Annotated in this window: 19 protein-coding genes; 7 read left to right on the top strand and 12 right to left on the bottom strand. The window is 63.6% G+C overall.

Annotated features, from left to right (window positions below; genetic code table 11):
• Positions 1–11: 11 nt before the first annotated feature.
• The 5 genes from ACXJKC_RS14885 (at position 12) to ACXJKC_RS14865 (ending at position 6968) form a co-directional block, all read left to right on the top strand.
• On the top strand, positions 12–965 hold the full coding sequence (locus ACXJKC_RS14885; protein WP_456697521.1) for an ABC transporter permease: 954 nt from the start codon (positions 12–14) through the stop codon (positions 963–965).
• Positions 962–1825 (top strand): ABC transporter permease, encoded by an 864-nt coding sequence (locus ACXJKC_RS14880; RefSeq protein WP_456697520.1) that lies wholly within the window; start codon positions 962–964, stop codon positions 1823–1825. The genes ACXJKC_RS14885 and ACXJKC_RS14880 overlap by 4 nt, the downstream gene beginning before the upstream one ends.
• On the top strand, positions 1818–3539 hold the full coding sequence (locus ACXJKC_RS14875; protein WP_456697519.1) for an ATP-binding cassette domain-containing protein: 1722 nt from the start codon (positions 1818–1820) through the stop codon (positions 3537–3539). Before ACXJKC_RS14880 ends, ACXJKC_RS14875 begins: the two co-directional genes overlap by 8 nt.
• Entirely contained in the window at positions 3539–5632 is a 2094-nt protein-coding gene (locus ACXJKC_RS14870; protein WP_456697518.1) for a prolyl oligopeptidase family serine peptidase, read from the top strand. Before ACXJKC_RS14875 ends, ACXJKC_RS14870 begins: the two co-directional genes overlap by 1 nt.
• A gap of 121 nt (positions 5633–5753) precedes the next feature.
• On the top strand, positions 5754–6968 hold the full coding sequence (locus ACXJKC_RS14865) for a PucR family transcriptional regulator (RefSeq protein ID WP_456697517.1): 1215 nt from the start codon (positions 5754–5756) through the stop codon (positions 6966–6968).
• Positions 6969–6972: 4 nt separating this feature from the next.
• On the opposite strand, the gene ACXJKC_RS14860 is transcribed toward ACXJKC_RS14865, so the two are convergent.
• The 5 genes from ACXJKC_RS14860 to ACXJKC_RS14840 all read right to left on the bottom strand — a co-directional run bounded on the left by ACXJKC_RS14860 (position 6973) and on the right by ACXJKC_RS14840 (position 11295).
• Positions 6973–8538, bottom strand: coding sequence for a peptide chain release factor 3 (locus ACXJKC_RS14860; RefSeq protein WP_456697516.1), 1566 nt, complete (start codon positions 8536–8538; stop codon positions 6973–6975).
• A 46-nt stretch (positions 8539–8584) separates the two neighbouring features.
• On the bottom strand, positions 8585–8899 hold the full coding sequence (locus ACXJKC_RS14855; protein ID WP_456697515.1) for a hypothetical protein: 315 nt from the start codon (positions 8897–8899) through the stop codon (positions 8585–8587).
• 2 nt (positions 8900–8901) lie between these two features.
• Positions 8902–9483, bottom strand: coding sequence for a nucleotidyltransferase domain-containing protein (locus ACXJKC_RS14850; RefSeq protein ID WP_456697514.1), 582 nt, complete (start codon positions 9481–9483; stop codon positions 8902–8904).
• A gap of 59 nt (positions 9484–9542) precedes the next feature.
• On the bottom strand, positions 9543–10547 hold the full coding sequence (locus ACXJKC_RS14845; protein ID WP_456697513.1) for a 5'-3' exonuclease: 1005 nt from the start codon (positions 10545–10547) through the stop codon (positions 9543–9545).
• Between the two features lie 79 nt (positions 10548–10626).
• Positions 10627–11295, bottom strand: a complete 669-nt coding sequence (locus ACXJKC_RS14840) for a 7-cyano-7-deazaguanine synthase (RefSeq protein ID WP_456697512.1) — start codon at positions 11293–11295, stop codon at positions 10627–10629.
• Positions 11296–11424: 129 nt separating this feature from the next.
• Between ACXJKC_RS14840 and ACXJKC_RS14835 the strand changes: the two genes are divergently transcribed.
• Positions 11425–11808: a VOC family protein gene (locus ACXJKC_RS14835; RefSeq protein ID WP_456697511.1), complete on the top strand. Its 384-nt coding sequence runs from the start codon at positions 11425–11427 to the stop codon at positions 11806–11808.
• A 370-nt stretch (positions 11809–12178) separates the two neighbouring features.
• On the opposite strand, the gene ACXJKC_RS14830 is transcribed toward ACXJKC_RS14835, so the two are convergent.
• From ACXJKC_RS14830 to ACXJKC_RS14800, 7 genes are all read right to left on the bottom strand, one after another.
• On the bottom strand, positions 12179–13210 hold the full coding sequence (locus ACXJKC_RS14830) for an arsenic resistance protein (RefSeq protein WP_456697510.1): 1032 nt from the start codon (positions 13208–13210) through the stop codon (positions 12179–12181).
• Positions 13211–13291: 81 nt separating this feature from the next.
• Positions 13292–13600: a hypothetical protein gene (locus tag ACXJKC_RS14825; protein ID WP_456697509.1), complete on the bottom strand. Its 309-nt coding sequence runs from the start codon at positions 13598–13600 to the stop codon at positions 13292–13294.
• Entirely contained in the window at positions 13597–14073 is a 477-nt protein-coding gene (locus ACXJKC_RS14820) for a MerR family transcriptional regulator (protein WP_456697508.1), read from the bottom strand. The genes ACXJKC_RS14825 and ACXJKC_RS14820 overlap by 4 nt, the downstream gene beginning before the upstream one ends.
• The gene (locus ACXJKC_RS14815; protein WP_456697507.1) at positions 14070–14462 is read right to left on the bottom strand and encodes a hypothetical protein; all 393 of its coding nucleotides are present in this window, start codon (positions 14460–14462) and stop codon (positions 14070–14072) included. The genes ACXJKC_RS14820 and ACXJKC_RS14815 overlap by 4 nt, the downstream gene beginning before the upstream one ends.
• Positions 14463–15101: 639 nt before the next feature.
• Positions 15102–15368 carry a tyrosine-type recombinase/integrase gene (locus ACXJKC_RS14810; RefSeq protein ID WP_456697622.1) on the bottom strand — a complete coding sequence of 89 codons (267 nt, stop codon included), beginning with the start codon at positions 15366–15368 and terminating at the stop codon, positions 15102–15104.
• A 73-nt stretch (positions 15369–15441) separates the two neighbouring features.
• A complete protein-coding gene (locus tag ACXJKC_RS14805; protein ID WP_456697506.1) occupies positions 15442–16464 on the bottom strand; it encodes an NADP-dependent oxidoreductase in 1023 nt (340 codons plus the stop codon).
• 99 nt (positions 16465–16563) lie between these two features.
• The gene (locus ACXJKC_RS14800) at positions 16564–17985 is read right to left on the bottom strand and encodes an amidase (RefSeq protein WP_456697505.1); all 1422 of its coding nucleotides are present in this window, start codon (positions 17983–17985) and stop codon (positions 16564–16566) included.
• A gap of 575 nt (positions 17986–18560) precedes the next feature.
• Here ACXJKC_RS14800 and ACXJKC_RS14795 point away from each other — a divergent pair.
• Positions 18561–18769: alcohol dehydrogenase catalytic domain-containing protein (locus ACXJKC_RS14795; protein WP_456697504.1), on the top strand; the 209-nt coding region annotated here is incomplete at its 3' end.

Genomic DNA, 18769 nt, shown 5'->3' with positions numbered 1-18769 from the left:
AAGGAGTGAAGATGCGAGTTCTATCGTGGCTTGTCCGGCGGCTGGCGATCATCGCGGCGCAACTGATGGCTGTCTCAGTCGTGATCTTCGGCGTGCTGTTCATGACCCCGGGCAAGCCTGAGCAGATCCTGCTGGGTTCTCAGACCGCGAGTCCAGAAGCTCTGGAAGCAGTTCGAGCCAAGTATCACTTGGACGAGACGCTTGCCGAACAGTACTGGATATGGGTCAAGCAGGCCGCGCACTTGGATTTCGGTAGGTCCATCCAAACTGGCCAGACGGTCACCAGTGTCATCGCCGAACGTCTGCCGACGACGCTGTTCCTGGCAGTCTTCGCGATACTCCTGGTGGTCCTGATCGCGATACCTCTCGGTTTGATCGCGGGTGTCCGTCCGGGTGCGTGGGCGGATCGGATGATCACGATCAGCACCACGATCGGGGTCAGTGCCCCGTCATTCGCGGTGGGCATCGCTGCCTTGTACGTCTTCGGTGTCGTCCTCGGCTGGTTCCCCGTCTACGGCGCGGGAGAAGGTTTCGTCGACCGGCTGTGGCATCTGACGCTGCCCGCAGCGACCTTGGCGTTGACGGTTATCGCACTCGTCGCCCGGCAGACGCGGGCCTCGGTGTTGGCTGTCAATACGCAGGACTTCATGACGTTCGCGAGGGTTCGGGGTCTGCCCGCTCGCCACATCTGGATGAGATACCTGCTGAGGAACAGTTCGTTGCCGGTCGTGACGTCGATCGGCTTGGTTCTCGCCTACTTCCTGACCGGCGCGGTGATCGTGGAGCAGACCTTCGCGCTCCAGGGCATCGGCTCCCTCATCTTGTCTTCGATCAACACCAAGGACGTGCCCGTCGTGCAGGCGGTCGGCATGCTCGCCGCGCTGTTCGTGTTGATGTCGAATCTGATTGCCGACCTGTCCTATGCCGTGCTCGATCCACGTCTTCGAAAGCAGATCTTCTCGTGAGCGTTGAATTGTTGCCCCCCGTCGTTCCTGCGGCAGCGAGATCAGGACGAATCCAGGCCGTGGTCCTGCTGTGCTTCTGCCTGACGTTCGTCCTGCTGAGCGCAGCCGTGATCGGAGGGTGGCTGGCCCCGCAGGATCCGTCCCGGCAGAGCTTGGTCAACGCCAGCAGCCCACCGAACGGCGAGTTCTGGCTGGGCACCGATGGCCTTGGCCGAGATATCTTGTCGAGGGTCCTGGTGGGTGCGCGCCCCGCCTTGCAGGGGCCGGCCGTCGTCGCGCTGGGAGCGACGACGTTGGCGCTGGCTCTGGGTTTGCTCGCGGGGTTCCGGGGCGGATGGATCGAGACGGTCATCATGCGGGGAACCGACATGCTGTTCGCGATCCCGTCGCTGCTGGTCGTCATCGTGGCGGTCGGGCTGTTCGGCGGCGGCTATTGGCTGGCGGTCTTGATGCTGATCTTGCTCTCGGCGCCCGGCGGCGTGAGGATGATCCGTTCGGCGACACTCGCGCAACGGAATCTGCCGTATATCGAGGCGGCTCGGACCTTGGGAGTCCCGGGCCGCAAGCTCATGTTCGTTCACATCCTTCCCAACATCATGCCGAACGTGGTGGCCACCGTTCTTCTCGACTTCGTCGGTGGACTGGTCGCCCTGTCCGCGTTGTCTTTTCTGGGCCTCGGCTCGCCTCCCGGCGCATCGGATTGGGGACTCATGTTGGCCGAGAACCGGAGCCTGCTGCAGCAGAACCCGTGGGCGGCCATCACGCCGGCCGTCCTCCTGATCATCGCCGCCTTCTCCGTGACAGTGCTCGGAGACTGGCTGCATGAGCGGCTCATGGAACGGAAGGATGCTCGTGGCTAGTCAAGGTGGGTACGTCGAATCGGCAGCGCCCGGATTGCTGTCTGTTCGGGATCTTCGAGTCACCAGCGCGGAATCGGGCCGCGAGCTCGTCAAGGGGATCAGCTTCGACGTCCGGCGGGGCGAGACTGTGGCGCTGGTCGGCGAGTCCGGTTCGGGCAAGTCATTGACGGGCAAGGCGTTGGTGGGTCTGCTGCCCAAGGGGCTCGCGGCGTCCGGAGCCGCGATGCTCGCATCAGATGACCTGATCGCCGCATCCACCCAACGGATGCGAAGCCTGCGCGGCAATGACATCGGCATGTTGTTGCAAGACCCCTTCACGATGCTGAATCCATTGATCCGGATCAAGACGCTCCTGGCCGAGACACTTCTTGCCACACCGGAGGGCGCCTCGCGTCGCTCGAGGTCCGAACTGACGGTCGAGATCGACCGGCGACTCGCAGAAGTCGGCATCACGGCAACCGGCGTGGCGCAGAGGTATCCGTGGGAGCTCTCGGGAGGGATGCGCCAACGGGCCGGGATGGCTGCGTCGCTCGCGAAGGATCCCGACCTGTTGATCGCGGATGAGCCGACGACGGCGCTCGACGCGACCACGCAGCGCGAGGTGCTGTTGTTGCTTCGCCGTATCCAGCAGGCCCGCGGCATGGGGCTGTTGCTGATCACGCATGATCTCCGCGTGGCGTTCTCGATGAGCGATCGCGTCCTGGTGATGTCACAGGGCGAGATACTCGAGGAAGCTGATCCAGACAGGTTGCGTGCCCACCCGGTGACGGCCTACACGAAGCGACTCTTGGCGGCTGATCTGCCGCTCGACCGTCGCCTGGCGAGTCTGACCGGCGCACCGAGTCCCGAAGGCGCTGAGCCGGTTTCGGGAGACGGTTCCGCGCGGTCTCTCCTGCGGGTGCGTGATGTGCGTAAGCAGTTCGGGACAAAGCGGACCGTAGCGGGGACGATCGACTCGTGGGCGCTCAAAGGCGTGGATGTGGACCTTCGAGATGGCACCAACGTCGGCATCATCGGGGAATCGGGTTCGGGCAAGACCACGCTCGCGCGCTGTCTCCTGGGGTTGGAGACAGCGACCTCGGGAAGCATTGAGATCGACGGCCTCCAGGTCGGTGGTCCAGCGCAATTGACGCGTATCGAGAAGCGTCGGGTCCAGGGCCTGGTCCAGTGTGTGTTCCAGGATCCGTACTCGTCGCTGAACCCCTCGCATCGGATCGGCTTCATCCTGGCCGAGGCGGTCAGATTGCGCGATGGTGGCTCGAAGCGCGACGACGAGGCCGTCAGGGCCGAGGTGGCCCAGCTTCTGGCCGAGGTGCATCTTCCGGGCGATTTCGCCGCACGTCGGCCCGGAACGCTGTCTGGCGGTCAACGGCAACGTGTCGCGATCGCGCGGGCGCTTGCCATGCGTCCCAAGATCCTGGTCTGCGACGAACCCGTCGCAGCCCTCGATCTCTCGGTCCAATCGCAGGTGCTCCAAGTGTTGCGCGATGTCCAGGCCAAGGGCGTCAATCTGTTGTTCATCACCCATGACCTCGCCGTGGTCCGCCAGATGACCGAGGAAGTCGTCGTGCTGTTCCACGGCGAGATCGTCGAGCGTGGCAAGACCTCCGATGTGATCGACAATCCGCAGCACAGCTACACCAAACGCCTTCTGACCGCGGTGCCCACAGGTACCTCTGAGTGGCTCGACAAAGACCTTGAAGGGAATCACTGATGGACAATTCTCATCCGCCGACTCGGACCGTCGATGTCACCGACCGACTCGCAGGGATCGACTTCGCCGACCCTTACCGGTGGCTAGAGGGGGATACGGACGAAGTGCGTCGATGGCAGACGCACCAAGGTGCGGTCGCGCAATCCCATGTACGGCAATGGCCGCACTTCGAGCGCTTGAAGTCTCAGGTCGACAGCTACACCACGCCAAGGCTGGGAGCCGTGCCTCGCTTCGCCGCAGGCCAGTGGTTCCGCATGGAGGTCCTGCCGGGTGCCAGTCAGGCGCAGGTCATCGTCGCTCCGGAGCCGTTCGGCGCCGGTCGGGTCCTGTTCGATCCTGCTGTGGAGGATCCTGCGCGACCTCCGTTCGTTTCGTGGATCTCGCCGTCGCCTGACGCCACGATTCTGGCCATCGGAGTGTGCTCCGACGGCAGCGAACAGAACGTGATGCGGCTTATCGCGGTTGCGACGGGCGAGACGATCGACGATGGGCCGACCGAGACGTTGATGGACAACTGGACGGGCGGAGCCCAATGGCTGTCCGACTCCAGTGGCTTCTTCTACACCGCGATCGACGGCGAGTCGATTGACTTCGAACAGCAGGTCTTTCTGCATATTCGTCGCGCAGCGCCACAGAGCCGCAAGCTCGAGATCCCGTGGACCACCGAGCGGGACTACAAGGCGGTGGTCGTCTCCGCCGACGGCGCGTATGCGGTGGCCATCGAACGTCTGACGAGCGCGATCCCCGTGGCGGTCGCCGCGCTCGACGCGGACGATCTGGAGTGGAAGCCCTTCATCACGCAGGTCGAAGGCACAGTGTGCGGCCAGCTCGTGGGGGAGCGGTTCATCGCCGTGACGGATGTGGACGCACCACGAGGCCGGGTCGTCGCAATCGAGCTGGACGGTCCGAACCCGAATGATCCAGCCAGCTGGGTCGAGCTGGTCGCCGAGTCAGAAGCGGTGATCCAATCGGTGACGGTGGTGGGCGGCTCGCTCTATCTTTCGGAGTTCGTCGATACGTACGCGCGAGTGCGCGTCGTCGACCACACGGGAATGTTCGTCTTGCCGTTGCCGGGGTTGGGGGCGATCGCCGAGGTGCCGTTTCCGCTGATGACGATGGCCAGCAAAGTCCACTCGGGCCAGTTCCTGTTTGCATTCTCATCCCTGACGGCTTCGTGGGGAATCTACTCCCACCATCCGGGGGCAGATGCCGTCGTGACGATACGGGAACCGGACGTCAGCATGTCCGATGTGACCGTCGAGGACAGGTGGGCGACTTCGTCTGATGGGACCAGGATCCCGTACCACCTGGTGCATCGTGCTGATGTCGACATCAGCAGGCCTCAGCCGGTTCTGATGAATGCCTACGGCGGCTTCAACGTTCCATGGATACCGCAGTTTCCCGGTCCGATGGCAGCGGTCGTGGCTGCCGGAGGGATATTCGTTCATGGCCATGTGCGGGGTGGTTCCGAGTTCGGTACCGAGTGGTGGAGCGCCGGGCGCCTCGAGAACAAGCAGAACTGCTACCAGGATCTCTACGCCATCGCCGAGGACCTCATCGCCGCCGGCAACACGACGTCATCACAGCTCGCGTTCACCGGAGGCTCGAATGGCGGCCTCATGGCCGGCGTTGCGCTCACTCAACGGCCCGACTTGTGGGCCGCGGTGATTCCTCGGGTCCCGCTGCTGGATCTGATCGGTGCCTACCGCTACAGCTATGGGCACACCGTCTGTGCGACCGAGTACGGCGACCCCACAGATCCTGAGGATGTCCTCAGGGTGGCCGGGTTCTCGCCCTATCACCTGGTGGAACGCGGCACGGAGTATCCGGCGGTCTATCTCGACGCGGGTGACACCGATCCGCGTTGCCCGCCCTGGCACGTTCGCAAATTCGGTGCCCGGCTCCAGGCGTCGACATCGAGTCAAGCCCCTGTGCTGATCCGGATCTGGGACAACGTGGGCCACGGCTGGGCGACGGACCGTGATGTTGCGATCTTGCAGAACGCCGAATGGCTTGCGTTCACGATGCAGACGCTCGGACTGGAGCCTTGTACCGAAGCAGCATCCCGTCAGATGTCGGGATTTCGTCGATAAGTCCCGAACGAGGATGCTGTTGGCTTCTCCCGCACGTTGCGAAGGTGGGCAGATGGCCCTGCACGATCAAGGGGCCGGAGCTTCCTGTCCATGATCGACGGCAACGCTGAGGGAACACTCCTTGTTCGAAGAACTGCAAGATATCGCCGAAACCCTCGCCAATCGTTTGGGCCGGTCAGTCACGATCGAAGATCCCAGCATCCGGCTGCTGGTCCACACGGCTCACGAGTCCGGAGCATTCGACCGCCTTCGCGTGGAGTCGATCATGCAGAAGCAATGCGGCAGCGAAGTCGTCGAGTGGATCCGCACGAAAGGGATAGCCCAGGCAGTCGAACCCGTGCGGTTGCCGGCCAACACCGACCTCGGGATGATGCCGCGGATCTGCGTTCCGATCCGCTGCCAGGGCTACCTCTTCGGCTATCTCTGGCTCCTGGATTCAGACTCCTCGACGACGGATGAGGAGTTGGCTGCGGCGATCCAGGCCGCCACGTCGGCAGGCGAGGTGCTGTTCCGCGCACAACTTCTGGGCGACCTGAAACGCCGGCATGAGCGACAGCTCCTCCGAGACCTTCTGGCCGATGACACCGCGGTTCGCGAGCATGCGGCCCGGCAATTCGTCACGGACGAACGATTCGCTGCCGACTCGTCAGCTGCGGTGATGGTCCTGCATGTCGAGGAACCGGGTGAAAGACCCGACACCGTCATCGATCTGGCTCTGCAGCATATGATCCGACAGCTGGCGCCGATGAGGGCCGTGTCCACAGCGGGCAGGGGAGACGGTGCGATCTTGTTGGTGGCCGACCGGCGGCCGCCGGAGCTGAAAAGGATGCGTGCAGCCGCCCACGAGATAGTCAGGGAGCTGACGGGCGCGCTCGGTGACCGGGCCGAGGTGACGGTCGGGATCGGCACTGTTGTCGCGTCCATTGCCGACGCGCAGCAAAGTCATATGTGCGCCGAGGATGCGGTACGGGTCGCTATGGCCGTTCCGGGGCATGGTTCGGTGGTCAGCTGGGACGAGCTCGGCGTCTACCGTGTGCTGGTCCAGCTGCCGCTCGGACAGTTGCGGGACAGTGCGATCCCCGGAGGCCTGCTCAGGCTCTTCGATCTGGACCGTGCGAGAGTCCTGATCGAGACACTGGAGGTCTACCTCGATGAAGCCGGCAGCGTCTCCAAGAGCATCGAGCGCCTGAGCGTCCACAGAACCAGCTTGTACTACCGGCTCGGCCGGATAGAAGAGATCACTGGGATGCGACTTGGCGACGGCAAGGATCGGCTGGCTCTTCATCTCGGGATGAAACTGGCCAGGCTCGTCGGTATCGGTGCGGCCGCCGGGTGAAGCGTCAGTTCCCGCCCGCGGGCAGCTCTTCGAGCAGGACGTCTGGATTGTCGCGGGCCGCATTGTTGGCCCGCCATTTGTCGATGAACAGCGCCAGGTAAGTGCCGTCGGTGCGCTGCAACACCTCGGCGCCGCGTACACCCCGGAGCTCCAGGGCGCCGTCGGCGTCAGTGCGGCGAGCCACCTGGTAGTCCAGGCGGGTCAGTCTGATCGGCGAGTTGAATTCGTGGGTCATGCGCTCTTCGACCACTTCGAACTGCAGCGGCCCGACCGCCGCGAGAACCGGGCTCTGGTCGCCGCGGAGGTCCGAACGCAGGACCTGGACGACGCCTTCTTGGTCGAGCTGTTCGATCCCGCGACGAAATTGCTTGTAGCGGCCGATATCTCGAGCAGTCGCGGTCATGAAGTGCTCGGGCGCGAAGCTCGGCACCGGGGGATAGTCGATCCGATCACCCTCGTAGACCGTGTCGCCGACCCGCAGGGCCTGTGCGTTGACGAACCCGATGATGTCGCCCGGTGAGGCGTGCTCGACCGCGCTGGTTTCGCGACCGAACAGCGATTGTGCGTACTTCGTCGCGAAAGGTCGACCGGTCGAGGCGTGGGTGACGATCATTCCTCGCTCGAACGTCCCTGACACCACTCGGGCGTAGGCCATCCGGTCGCGGTGCGAGCTGTTCATGCCGGACTGCACCTTGAACACGAAGGCGCTGAAGTCGTCCTCGACCTCACGGACCGAACCGTCGACGCCGGCCGTCGCGCTGGGAGCAGGGGCGAGGTCGAGCAGCAGGTCGAGCAGTTGTGCAACGCCGAAGTTCTGCAGCGCCGAGGCGAACATGACCGGCGTCGTCTCGCCGGCGAGGAACCGATCCTGGTCGTGGTCTGCATCGTCGAGACCCAACAGTTCGTGCTCGTCCATCGCGACGGACCAGGCAGCGGCGTCGACCTCCTCGACCTCGGACGCCGACATCCGGCGCTCGGGCGCGCGGGTGGCACCGCCGGCAGTACGGGTGTACTTCACGAACTCGCCGGTACGGCGATCCAGGACGCCCCGGAAGTCACCGGCCTCGCCCACCGGCCAGGTCAGGGGGGTCGGTCGGAGTTTGATCTCCTTCTCGATCTCGTCCATGAGACCGAGTGGAGACAGGCCCGGACGGTCCCACTTGTTGATGACCGTGATGACGGGAATGCCACGAAGTGCGCACACCCGGAAGAGCTTGAGGGTCTGGGGTTCGAGACCCTTACCGGCGTCGACCAGCATCACGGCCGAGTCGACCGCTGACAGTACCCGGTAGGTGTCCTCGGAGAAGTCGCTGTGGCCAGGTGTGTCGACCAGGTTGACCACATGGTCGCGGTAGACGAACTGCAGTGCCGCGGACGTGATCGAGATGCCACGCGCCTTCTCCATCGCCATCCAGTCCGAGACCGTGGCACGCCGGTCGCCCTTGCCGTGCGTGGCACCGGCTTCGGTGATGACTCGGGCGTGCAGCGCGAGCGCTTCGGTTAGCGTGGACTTGCCGGCATCGGGGTGGCTGATGACGGCAAAGGTACGGCGGGGGCGGTTGTCGGACACCTATTGAATTTACCCGGGTCAGCCCACTGCGGCGGAGGCGGGATCGTCATGGACTGCGTGTTACTACTTGGGTGGCCAGTTCGACCAAAGCGCGCGCACGGCGTACCAAAGGCTCAGCTTTGGTGAGAGTTATGAGAGTTGTGCCGTACTCGACATCGCCTTTCGCGGCGATGAGTTCGCGCAGCGCCTTCTCGGCTGCGGCGGCCCCAGGGTGCACGCCAAGTGCTTGCCGAAGTTCGCGAGCTGACTTGGCATGGTCTTTGGCCTTGCTGGTGGTACCGGTCAGGATTGTGACGATGGCATCTTTGGCGCTGATTCCAGCATGAATAGCGTCGCCAGCGGCAGGGGTTGCGCGCTCCATCTCTAGGTTGTCGTCGGCCGAGCCAAGGTACCGACCAGGGGGATACCGTCCCGGATGATTTCGCCGACCACCGGCTCACGCTCCGAAGGGCTGCGGGTGAACTCTTCTGGGGTGAAGTGCAGGACATCGCATTCATTTCCGATTCGTCTCAGCACAGCGTCCTCGAGGTCGGCTCGACCGTTCCAGGAATCCGGTGCGATGACTGCAAGGTCGATGTCGCTGTCAGCGCGCGCCTCGCCACGTGCAACGGAACCAAAAACGATGACGGCCTCGACGCCTTGCGACGATTCCTGCACCACGTGGGCAAGCATGTCGATCGGGCTGACCAGCGAACGCAGAGGAGTGATCGCATCGTGTGCTTCATTGATGTGGTGCAAGCCTGCTCGGCCGACTGACTCGGTAGTGATCAGCCCCAGTGCTTGTAGGTCTCGAAGAGCCTGTTGCACCGCTCCAAGGCTGTGGTGATCACGCACGAGCGCGTGGATACGGCGTCCGGTCATGGGCATGCCAGTGCGCAGAAGAATGGCGAGTGTCGCACCGCGGGCGCCAGGCATGAGGCCACCGAAAGGCTCAGCGAAGTTCATATGAACAATCTAGTGTTCATATGACCATAAATCTAGTCATGCCGCGTTCTCGACTCGTGTCAGCCCACTGCGGCGGAGGCGGGATCGGTGCTGAGCACCCGGATCGCGAGTGACGTCGTGGTCTCGATGCCCAGGAAGCTCACGACCTTGTGGACTCGATGAGGATCCAGCGGGAGAAGTCCCGGTGTGCCGGGGACGTCGGGCGTGATGCCGAGGTCGAGGTCGTCGCGTCCCGACATGATCTGCACATTGAAGTCGTAGCGTTCGCGCGCATCCGGCGCCGTGAGCCGGCGGACGACCGTGGCGCCGATGCGTCGCGCGCCTGTCTCGGTTGCCCACGAGTCGAGGGTCGCGGCAACGACGCGTCCCTCGTTCTGGTCGATGTCGGCCCAGACGGTCCGCATCGACCCGGCCTGGGTGAGGAGTGCCGCTGCGGTCTTCTCCCCGATGCCGGCCACTCCTGGCAGATTGTCGCTGGCATCACCGCGCAGGGCGGCGAAGTCGAGGTAGTGCTCGGCGGCGACGCCGTACATCGCGGTGAGCCGCGCTGGGTTGAGCAGGGGAGACCCGCTGATGCCGCCGTTGATCAGCCTGAGCACTTGCGTGTGCTCGCTGATGTGCGCGAAAGCGTCGCGATCGGATGTGATGATGACGCAGTTCCAGCCGTTGTCGCGCGCCCAAGTGGCCCCTGAGGCGCTGACGTCGTCTGCTTCGAGGCCCGGGGGAGTCAGCGTGGCGAGGCCGAGCGCGTCGAGCAAGGCGCCCGCACGTTCGAGCTGATCGATCAGCATCGCGTCCTTCTCGGACCGACCCGCCTTGTAGTCGGGGTAGAAATCTCGGCGCAGGGACGAGCTGCGGTCGTCGAGTCCGAAGATCACGGCGTCGGGCGCGAATCCGTCGATCGCCTCGAGGATCTGGGACAACATGCCGTGCAGTGCCCAGGCAGGTCGCCCCGATCGGTCCGTCATCCCGGTGTGCGCCCGAGCATGATGATTGCGATGCAGGAGCGAGGGAGCGTCCACGACGAGCAGCAGCTTGCGGGGACGTGCGTCTGAGGCGGGCATGTGAATCCTGGCCATCGTAAGGCCCGCGCACATCAGGATGTGCGCGGCACTTCGTGCCCGGGGTTGGGCGGCCAGGTGGCTAAGCGCTCACCACGTCCCTCGCCCGCCCGAATGCCAGTTCGCGGCGGCCACATTGCGAGCAGCGTCCGCACGGGTGGTCTCCGATCGGGGACGAGCAACTTACAGTCGATTTGAGATCCGCTCCCAGCTGCGTACCTAGTTCGATGACCGCGGCCTTGTCCATGTCGATGAAGGGCATCACCAGGCGAGTGGAAACGCCGTAACGCTCCTGGACCCACGTCGACCAATTAGCCGCGTACTCGTCCCACATCGCGCGCTCGGTGCTGGGGTATTCGTCGCTGTTGAGTGCCCACACCAACTCGTCCGCGCCCGAGCTGGCAGCGTGCATGAGCCCGCACACGTGCAACATCTCCAGCGACAGGGGCACAGCACGTTCGCCGTCGTCATCGTCGCCCTGCGGTTTGATGCAATCGCCTGCGGAGCCCCCGACGGACAGGGTCCCGCCCTTGATCGCCGGGAACAACACGTTCAGGAAGCTCAGGTCGAGGACGACCTGATCCACACCGAGTCTCATGCACAATGCTGCGGCGCAGTCCGTCTCAGCGATGTTGGTCGCTGCATCTGACTTCTTGACCGTCAGGGCCGAGACGGCATGACCATCGAGGATGCGCTGGTGCAGAGCCACAGTCGAGTCGATGCCACCTGATAACAGAACGATTGATCGCATGTGCTTCTCCAATCAGTAGTTCAGCCCAGACTGGCCCGCCCTTCGTCATTGCGCAATAGTCAAACCGCGCTGGCGGTATTACCTTGGATTGGAGGCGACTCGGGCACTTCATGACCCCAAGGAGAAGCCATGTTGAACGACTGCAAAGTGACCGCGAACGTTCCGGTGTCAGACATCGACCGGGCGCGAAATTTCTACGCCGACACGTTAGGTCTCACGCCTACGGGTGAGAACCCGGGCGGACTCATCTACACCACCTCTGGCGGGACGACCTTCTTCCTCTACCAGACCGAGTACGCCGGGCAGGCAGGTCACACGATCGCGCAGTGGCATGTCGACAATGTGGACGACGAGGTGCGAGAGCTGAAAGCCAAGGGGCTCGAGTTCGAGCACTACGACATGCCGGGCATGACCTGGGACGGCGATGTCGCCAGGATGGAGGGGATGGGCAGCGCCGCCTGGTTCAGGGACAGCGAGGGCAACATCATGTGCCTGGACGACGCCTCAGCCTAGGCCGACCGAGCGGGTAGTGGGTCGGCGTGGACGTCGAGCACGAGCCCCGGAATCTTGCGATCCCGGGGCTTTGTGACGTTTTCGACTCAGATGGCGTAGTGCAGCTCGAACAGTTCAGACGATGTTGGAGCTGGTTGAACGGCACCGATTGGGCTGCAATGACCGTGAATCTGACGTATGTCTTTGTTGGTCGGCCCGAAACGAACCTTCTGCGGAATCACTGCGGAGTTTTGTAACTCATGGCTGGCGGCGCTCGAGCAGAATGGTGTCGCGCCAGACGTCGTTGAGCTGGGCGATCCGCTCGCGGCGGCGATCCCAGACCCGGGGAGGGTCGGCAGGGACCTGGCTTTCGATGCCGCCTACGACGAGCTCAGTCGGCGAGTCGGCGGATGGGCCCCCCGCCTCGTTGCGTCCTGACCAGGACGGGGATCGCTCGCACGTAGATGACCATCGCGACGAGCTCGACGAGGGTCTGGGTGACCACGACGATGGCGGCCAGCGAGTACGTGGCCGGCAGTGCCAGCGCCAGGGGTAGCACGACCAGGGAGTTGCGGGTGGCGCCGGAGAACACGAGCGCGATGGAGCGGGGTTGGTCGAGCTGGGCGACCCGGCCGAGTGCGATGCCGGCGGCGGCCATGATGACGAACCAGGCGACGTAGACCGGCACGGCGCCAGCGATGTCGCCGAAGCGGTCGGTGATGTCGGTGACCTGGGACGCGACGACCGCGAACAAGGTACCCATCATGAGCGGCACCATCAGCGCGGCCATCAGGTCCTCGAGCGCCTTCGCGGCCGCGAACTTCGGCGACAGCGCCTGGGTGAGCGCCGCGAGCGCGAGCGGGATGGCGATGAGGACGATGAACGCGTGAAGGAATGGGCCGGGCTCGACGATGTCGGCCAGATCGGACCCGACGAACAGGTACAGGTACAGCGGCAGCAGCAACAACTGGAGCAGCATCAGTAGTGGGGCTGCCGCGACCAGTCGGTCGGATGCGCCGCCGGCGAGGCCGGAGAAGACGATGACGTAGTCGATACAGGGCGTCAGCAGGACCAGCAGGACACCGACGAGGACGGCCTGGTCGTCAGGCAGGAACTGGACCAGGCCCCACACGACGAGCGGGCCGCCGATGAAGTTGAGGCCGAGCACGGCGCCGAGGAAGCGGACGTCGCGGAAGCTGGCTGCCATCTCCAGGAACGGGACCTGAAGGAACGTTGCGAACAGCAGGCCTGCCAGGACGGGTTCGATGGCGTGCTCGAGGGACTTGCCCGCCCCGTCGGGGGTGGCGAGTCCGAACAGGACGGCTGCGGCGATCGCGACCAAGTAGAGCGCGATCTGGTGCTTGTCAGCCGCTTCGATGGTCCGGCGCAGGCGGGTGGGCGGGGGCGTCTGGGCAGACGTCACAGTTAGGGTCCGTTCGTGGGTCGCGGTCAGGGCTCTGCAGTGGACCGTAGTCGGGTGGGTTGGCCGCCTCTCGGTGCTGACCTATACGTCGTTGGTCCGCGTGGGCAACAGATCGATCGTTGCCGGGCCACCTGCCAGCACAGTCAGACGATGACGCCGCCTGTGTTGCTGTGACCGCCGCAGGATCGCGGCGCCAATCGTGGCGGCCACTACGACAAGTGCGAACACGATGCCCGAAAGGGCCAGCGCCGCTGCTGTGGCACTTGCGCCAGTGACCCCGATGCCCACCAGGCCAAGGACCGGCGCCGCGCAGCAGACGGCGCAGGCCGCCGCACTCGCACCAACCATCCCGCCTCTGACCTTGGGGAAGCGCAGACGGCCCGCGGTCATGGGGATGTCTTCTCTGTGAGGAGCGGACGTGCGGTGATGGTGGCGAACGGGATGGGGCAGCACTCGCTGCCGGCGCACGTGATCAGGTCGTCGCACCCTGCGTCGGCGGCAGCGGTGAGCGTGCGACGGATGACGTTCAGGTCGGCGATGCGTTCATCTACCTCAGCCAGCTTCGCTTGGACACGCGACTGAAGTCCCACGGTCCGCGTCCCCAACCGGTGGTGATGTCGGCCGACCTCGATGAGCTCGGCGGTCTCGTCGAGAGTGAATCCGAGGCGCTGAGCAGCTTTGATGACCCGGAGCGTGGTGACAGTCTCGGGCGGGTACAAGCGGTGTCCGCCCAAACTGCGGTTCGGCTCTTCCAGAAGCCCCCGGCGCTCGTAGTAGCGCAGCGTCTCGGTGTTGACGTCGGCTGCCGCGGCGACCTGACCGATACGAAGCCCCGAGCCAGCTTCGGAGCCCAGCCCAGTCATGGCAGCCGCCCGTGGACCACGGCACGCTCAACGAGGGCGTCCAACACCGCGACACGCTCAGCCGGCACCTCCACCGCGAGGTCGACCCTTGTCGCGCCCGGCCCGCTCGCCGTTGAGGCCCTCACGTCGAACGTGAAGAACGAACAGCAGGAGGACTCGGCGGCCGCCAGCGACCGGACGAGACCTGGAAGATCGGCCGCGCCTTCGAGTACTAGCGTTGCGCTCGATGCCCCTGCGAGGTATTTCACCCCGACCAGCGACGAGGTAAACAGCTCGTCGAACTCCAACAGACGCAAGGGCTGTTCAGACGTAGGCAGCGTGCAGGCGTCAGCGGCCACCCAGTCGGATGTACCTTTCGTCCCGCTGAGGGTGACCGATGTCAGGTTCATGAATCAACCGTAAACCCGTACCCAGGTACGGGGTGCAAGCTCAGTTCGAACAGACCTACGTCTCGAGCGCAGAACCAGCGGACCTTGCACAAGACCACGAACATCGACACACCTCTTTCATTCAGGTGACCCAAGTGGCCGCTCACGACTTCCCGGCGGCCATGAGGGGACGTGACTATGACGCTGCACAAGCTCTCGGCCGGGACACCCTTGCTGTCCTCGATGGCGATGAAATCGATCTTCGGGAGGCCGCGGCTCGCTGGATTTTTCGCCGTTCGGCCGGAGACGTGCAGGACGCGAGCTCGCGACTCAGAGGGATTTCCCGCATCAGACATGAACCGATCCTCCGCTATTGGCGGGCGGCATCCGACGCGATGCGCCGTTTCAGATCATGGCTGCCGAATGGCCGGTTCCAATGCTGCTGCGGAATCCCTGCGGAATCAACGAGGTCGTCGAAACGTAAAACCCCCGGGATGCATTGCAATCCCGGGGGTTTCGTGACGTCTGAGAATCAGATGTCGTAGTAGTGGTGGGAATAGCCGCTTGACCTGCACAGATGCCTAGTCAGCGCTGTTGGGGGCCACGGTGGGGCCACGCGGAGTCGAGTTCTCGTGGCGCTGGCTGAAGTCCAAGGTGTCCTCATTCCGCTTGCACCTCGCGCTCGGCTGGGTCTTCATCGGCTGAAGCCTTCCTTAGGAACACGGTGTCAATGGCCGTCTTCGTACGCTCAGCGCTGCCTTCCAGCAGGTGTGTGTAGGTGCGCAGTGTGAAACCCGGATCTGCGTGGCCGAGATACTCGCTCACAGCCTTGATCGTCTCTCCTTCATGGAGCGCGGCGCTGGCGTAGAAGTGCCGCAGGGCATGGCAGCCGTTCTCGCGCCTGTCGGGCACGCCAGCGCGTTCAATTGCGGGGCGCCATATATACGTGTTGAAGTCAGCTTCCGACTCGCCGCTCAGGACCGACGCAGACTCAACGGTCTCAGTCGGATGTGGCGCCGACGCGAATGAGGAGCTTGCCGAAGTTCCTGCCCTTCAGCAGACCGATGAATGCCTCGGGCGCGTTCTCGAGACCTTCGATGATGTCCTCACGATGTCGCAGTTCGCCTGAGGCGATCCATGCCGCTGCGTCGCTCTGAAAGTCCTTGTAGTGGGCTCGGAACTCATCTTGTATGAAGCCCCGCATCGTGATGCTTTTGGTCAGGATCGAGTTCATCAGGTATGGCGTACGGTCAGGGCCGGAGGGCAGCTCAGTCGCGTTGTAGTTGGCGACGAGGCCGCATGCTGGCACACGAGCGTACCTATTGAGGTGCGGCAGCACGGCGTCCCATACGTGACCTCCGACGTTCTCGAAGTAGACGTCGATGCCATTGGGGACAGCTGCCTTCAGATCAGCCTTGAACGTCGGCGACCGGTGATCAAGCGCCACGTCGAAGCCGAGTTGGGCCAGCCAGGTGACCTTCTCCGGCCCGCCGGCGATCCCGACGGCTCGAGCCCCCTTGATTTTTGCGATCTGCCCCACGGCCGAGCCGACCGGACCGGCGGCGGCCGCAACGACGACGGTCTCGTCGGGCTGCGGCTTACCGATCTGCAGGAGTCCCGCATACGCGGTGAACCCTGGCATGCCGAGCACCCCGAGCGCTGTCGAGATGGGTGCGCGCGATGGATCGAGCTTGCGGGTGTGCTTGGCCGGCAGGACCGCGTACGACTGCCAGCCGTGGAACGTGAGCACGAAGTCGCCCGGCGCGAGCGACGGGTCGTTGGACTCGACCACCTCGGCGACGGTCCCGCCCTGCATCACCTCGTCAAGTGGCTGCGGCGCCGCGTAGGACTTAGCATCGTTCATCCGGCCGCGCATGTAGGGATCGAGCGACAGGTAGATCGTGCGGAGCAGCACCTCGCCATCGCCGGGCGTCGGCATTGGCGAGGTCTTGAAGTGGAAGTTCTCGGGGGTTGGCTCTCCGTGAGGGCGGGAGGCGAGCAAAATTTGGGTGTTCTCGGTCACAGAGTCTCGATTCCAAGTGTTGACGAGTCGTTGGGTTAGCGGTGTAGGCGCGGACAAGCAGACGTTTGGTGCCAGTGGTTTGCGCACGATCAATGACACCTAGCCTGAAGCGGTGGGTACGTGTGCAATCTCTGGAGGTGTTCGAAGATGCCAGTCCGTTTGCAACTGGTAGGCATGCGCAACTTGAAGAACCTTGTTCTCTTCGAAGGGCCGGCCTATGACCTGAAATGACAGCGGCAGTCCTGAGTCGCTGAGGCCGCAGGGGAGCGAAATTGCTGGAAGTCCGATCAGGTTCCATTGGCCGGTGAACCCAGGCGCGGTGAACAGAGTAGCTAGGTCCCGCTCGCTAGCAGGCGGAACTAGTGACGCGGCTACTGGCGTGACGATCACGTCGACCGACTCGAATGCCTCCGCGACCTCGTGAGTAAATTGACGCCTGACTCTCTGGGCTTGCACATAGTCGGCCCCGTTGAACAGCGCGGCCCGTGCGAGCAAATCCCGCATGGAGACGCCGTAATCATTCCACCTCGCAATCAGGTTCTCGCGATGGTAGGCGAAGGCCTCCGCTAGGTAGGTGAGGCTATTGGCGTCGTTGGCTGCGCTTGCATGCGGCAACTCGATATCGATGATCGATGCACCGGCGTCCCTGAGTCGGTCGACCGACTCCATGACACCATCTCGCACCACACCCGAAAGATCTATGTTGTCTAGAAAGTACGCTGTAGGCACTCCGACACGCACGTCGGAGATCCCCTGTCCGATCTGAGAAGCGTACGGCGGAACCCCGCGGTCGACACTGGATGGATCGGTGGAATCGAAGCCGGCCATCGCCTCGAGCAGAAGCGCGCAGTCGTATGCGCTTCTCGCCATTGGACCGACCGAATCGAGCGAGTATGCAAGGGGGACCACGCCAGATTTGGACACGCGACCGTATGTAACCTTCAGGCCGGTAATGCCAGTTGCCGCCGCCGGAAGTCGGACTGAACCGCCGGTGTCGGTCCCAATGCCGCCCAGAGCCTGGCCCGCTGCTACGGCAATCGCGCTACCCGAGCTGGATCCGGAAGCAGAATGGTCGCGGTTCCACGGATTGCGTGGAATCGGGAAGGACCTTGTGATGTCAGGTAGTCCGAAGGCAAACTCACTCGTCGTTGACTTGCCCAGAATCACAGCACCTGACGAGCGGAGACGGGCTACTACTGGTGAATCGAACCCGGCGAACTGGCCCGAATTGAAGGCGTCGCTGCCGGCGCGCGTGACGGAATCTTGGGTGGCGATGATGTCCTTCACAACAATGGGAATGCCTTGAAGTGGTCCTCGGTCCGTTCCGGCAGCGAAGGCGGCGTCTGCCTGCTCGGCCGCTTCCAAGGCCGATCGTGCTGAAACAGTCGTTAAAGCACCCAAATCGGCATTGGAGGATTCGATCGTTGTCAGAAGCATCTCGGTCAACGACGAGGAAGTTAGCGTCCCCGCACGAAGCTCATGCGCGGTGGTTTCGATTGTTCTTACCGGCGTGCCGGTCATCTCGGAGTCCTAGACATTAGTACGGGGACTGGTCTGAACAATGGCTCGAGGCCATCGGAGCCGACTGAATAGAGACCGTCGATGCGAGACCTGAATCCTGAATAGCTGTCTGCCAGACGATGGAGGTCCAAGAGGTCCGGCGACAACCCAGCGGCGACCAGTAGAGCGCTCACGGTCTCAGCTGAACCTTCGGATTGCCTCATCTCTCTGCTCTAGTCGGGAGTGCGCGGGAGTCCCGTGTTTCGAGCAGGCTGATGGACGAGCGGTTCTCCAGAAACGGCACGCCCAGCTCATCGACGAGTTTCATGTGTTCCACTTCAACTCCAGGGTGTCGAACGGTGGTGATGGGGAGATCGCGACCATTGATTGAGTAAACGATCGAGTCGCTTGGCGACGGCACTGGTTGTCATACGCCGCGACGTACGGAACCGACCAATCTGCAGAAGGCCTTCGGTGAGTGGCACCTTTTTTGCTGCGATGCTTCACAAACCGCGTGGCTCACACAAACTGAATGCACTCAGCGTGTAGTCTTCTCGATAATCTGTCAAGCCCCCTTTCTGATCGGAGAAATGCACATGAGAGCAACCGTGCTACATGGCGTCCGCGATATYCGGCTCGATATCGTTGACGACCCRCGACTTGTTGTCGATTCCGATGCTGTGGTGCGGGCAGTCGCATCGTGCGTCTGCGGCTCTGATCTGTGGCCGTATCGCGGCGAGAACCCGTTCAACGGGCCGACTCGCACCGGGCACGAACTGGTCGGTGTTGTCGAGCAGGTCGGCTC

It is taken from the genome of Aeromicrobium sp. P5_D10 (genome assembly GCF_054049535.1).
This window is presented reverse-complemented; position numbering and strand designations above follow the sequence as displayed.

Coding starts and splice junctions, on each gene's coding strand:
- ACXJKC_RS14885 (WP_456697521.1), top strand. CDS start 12: ATGCGAGTTCTATCGTGGCTTGTCCGGCGGCTGGCGATCATCGCGGCG.
- ACXJKC_RS14870 (WP_456697518.1), top strand. CDS start 3,539: ATGGACAATTCTCATCCGCCGACTCGGACCGTCGATGTCACCGACCGA.
- ACXJKC_RS14855 (WP_456697515.1), bottom strand. CDS start 8,899: ATGGAGCGCGCAACCCCTGCCGCTGGCGACGCTATTCATGCTGGAATC.
- ACXJKC_RS14850 (WP_456697514.1), bottom strand. CDS start 9,483: ATGAACTTCGCTGAGCCTTTCGGTGGCCTCATGCCTGGCGCCCGCGGT.
- ACXJKC_RS14845 (WP_456697513.1), bottom strand. CDS start 10,547: ATGCCCGCCTCAGACGCACGTCCCCGCAAGCTGCTGCTCGTCGTGGAC.
- ACXJKC_RS14840 (WP_456697512.1), bottom strand. CDS start 11,295: ATGCGATCAATCGTTCTGTTATCAGGTGGCATCGACTCGACTGTGGCT.
- ACXJKC_RS14835 (WP_456697511.1), top strand. CDS start 11,425: ATGTTGAACGACTGCAAAGTGACCGCGAACGTTCCGGTGTCAGACATC.
- ACXJKC_RS14825 (WP_456697509.1), bottom strand. CDS start 13,600: ATGACCGCGGGCCGTCTGCGCTTCCCCAAGGTCAGAGGCGGGATGGTT.
- ACXJKC_RS14820 (WP_456697508.1), bottom strand. CDS start 14,073: ATGACTGGGCTGGGCTCCGAAGCTGGCTCGGGGCTTCGTATCGGTCAG.
- ACXJKC_RS14815 (WP_456697507.1), bottom strand. CDS start 14,462: ATGAACCTGACATCGGTCACCCTCAGCGGGACGAAAGGTACATCCGAC.
- ACXJKC_RS14800 (WP_456697505.1), bottom strand. CDS start 17,985: ATGACCGGCACGCCGGTAAGAACAATCGAAACCACCGCGCATGAGCTT.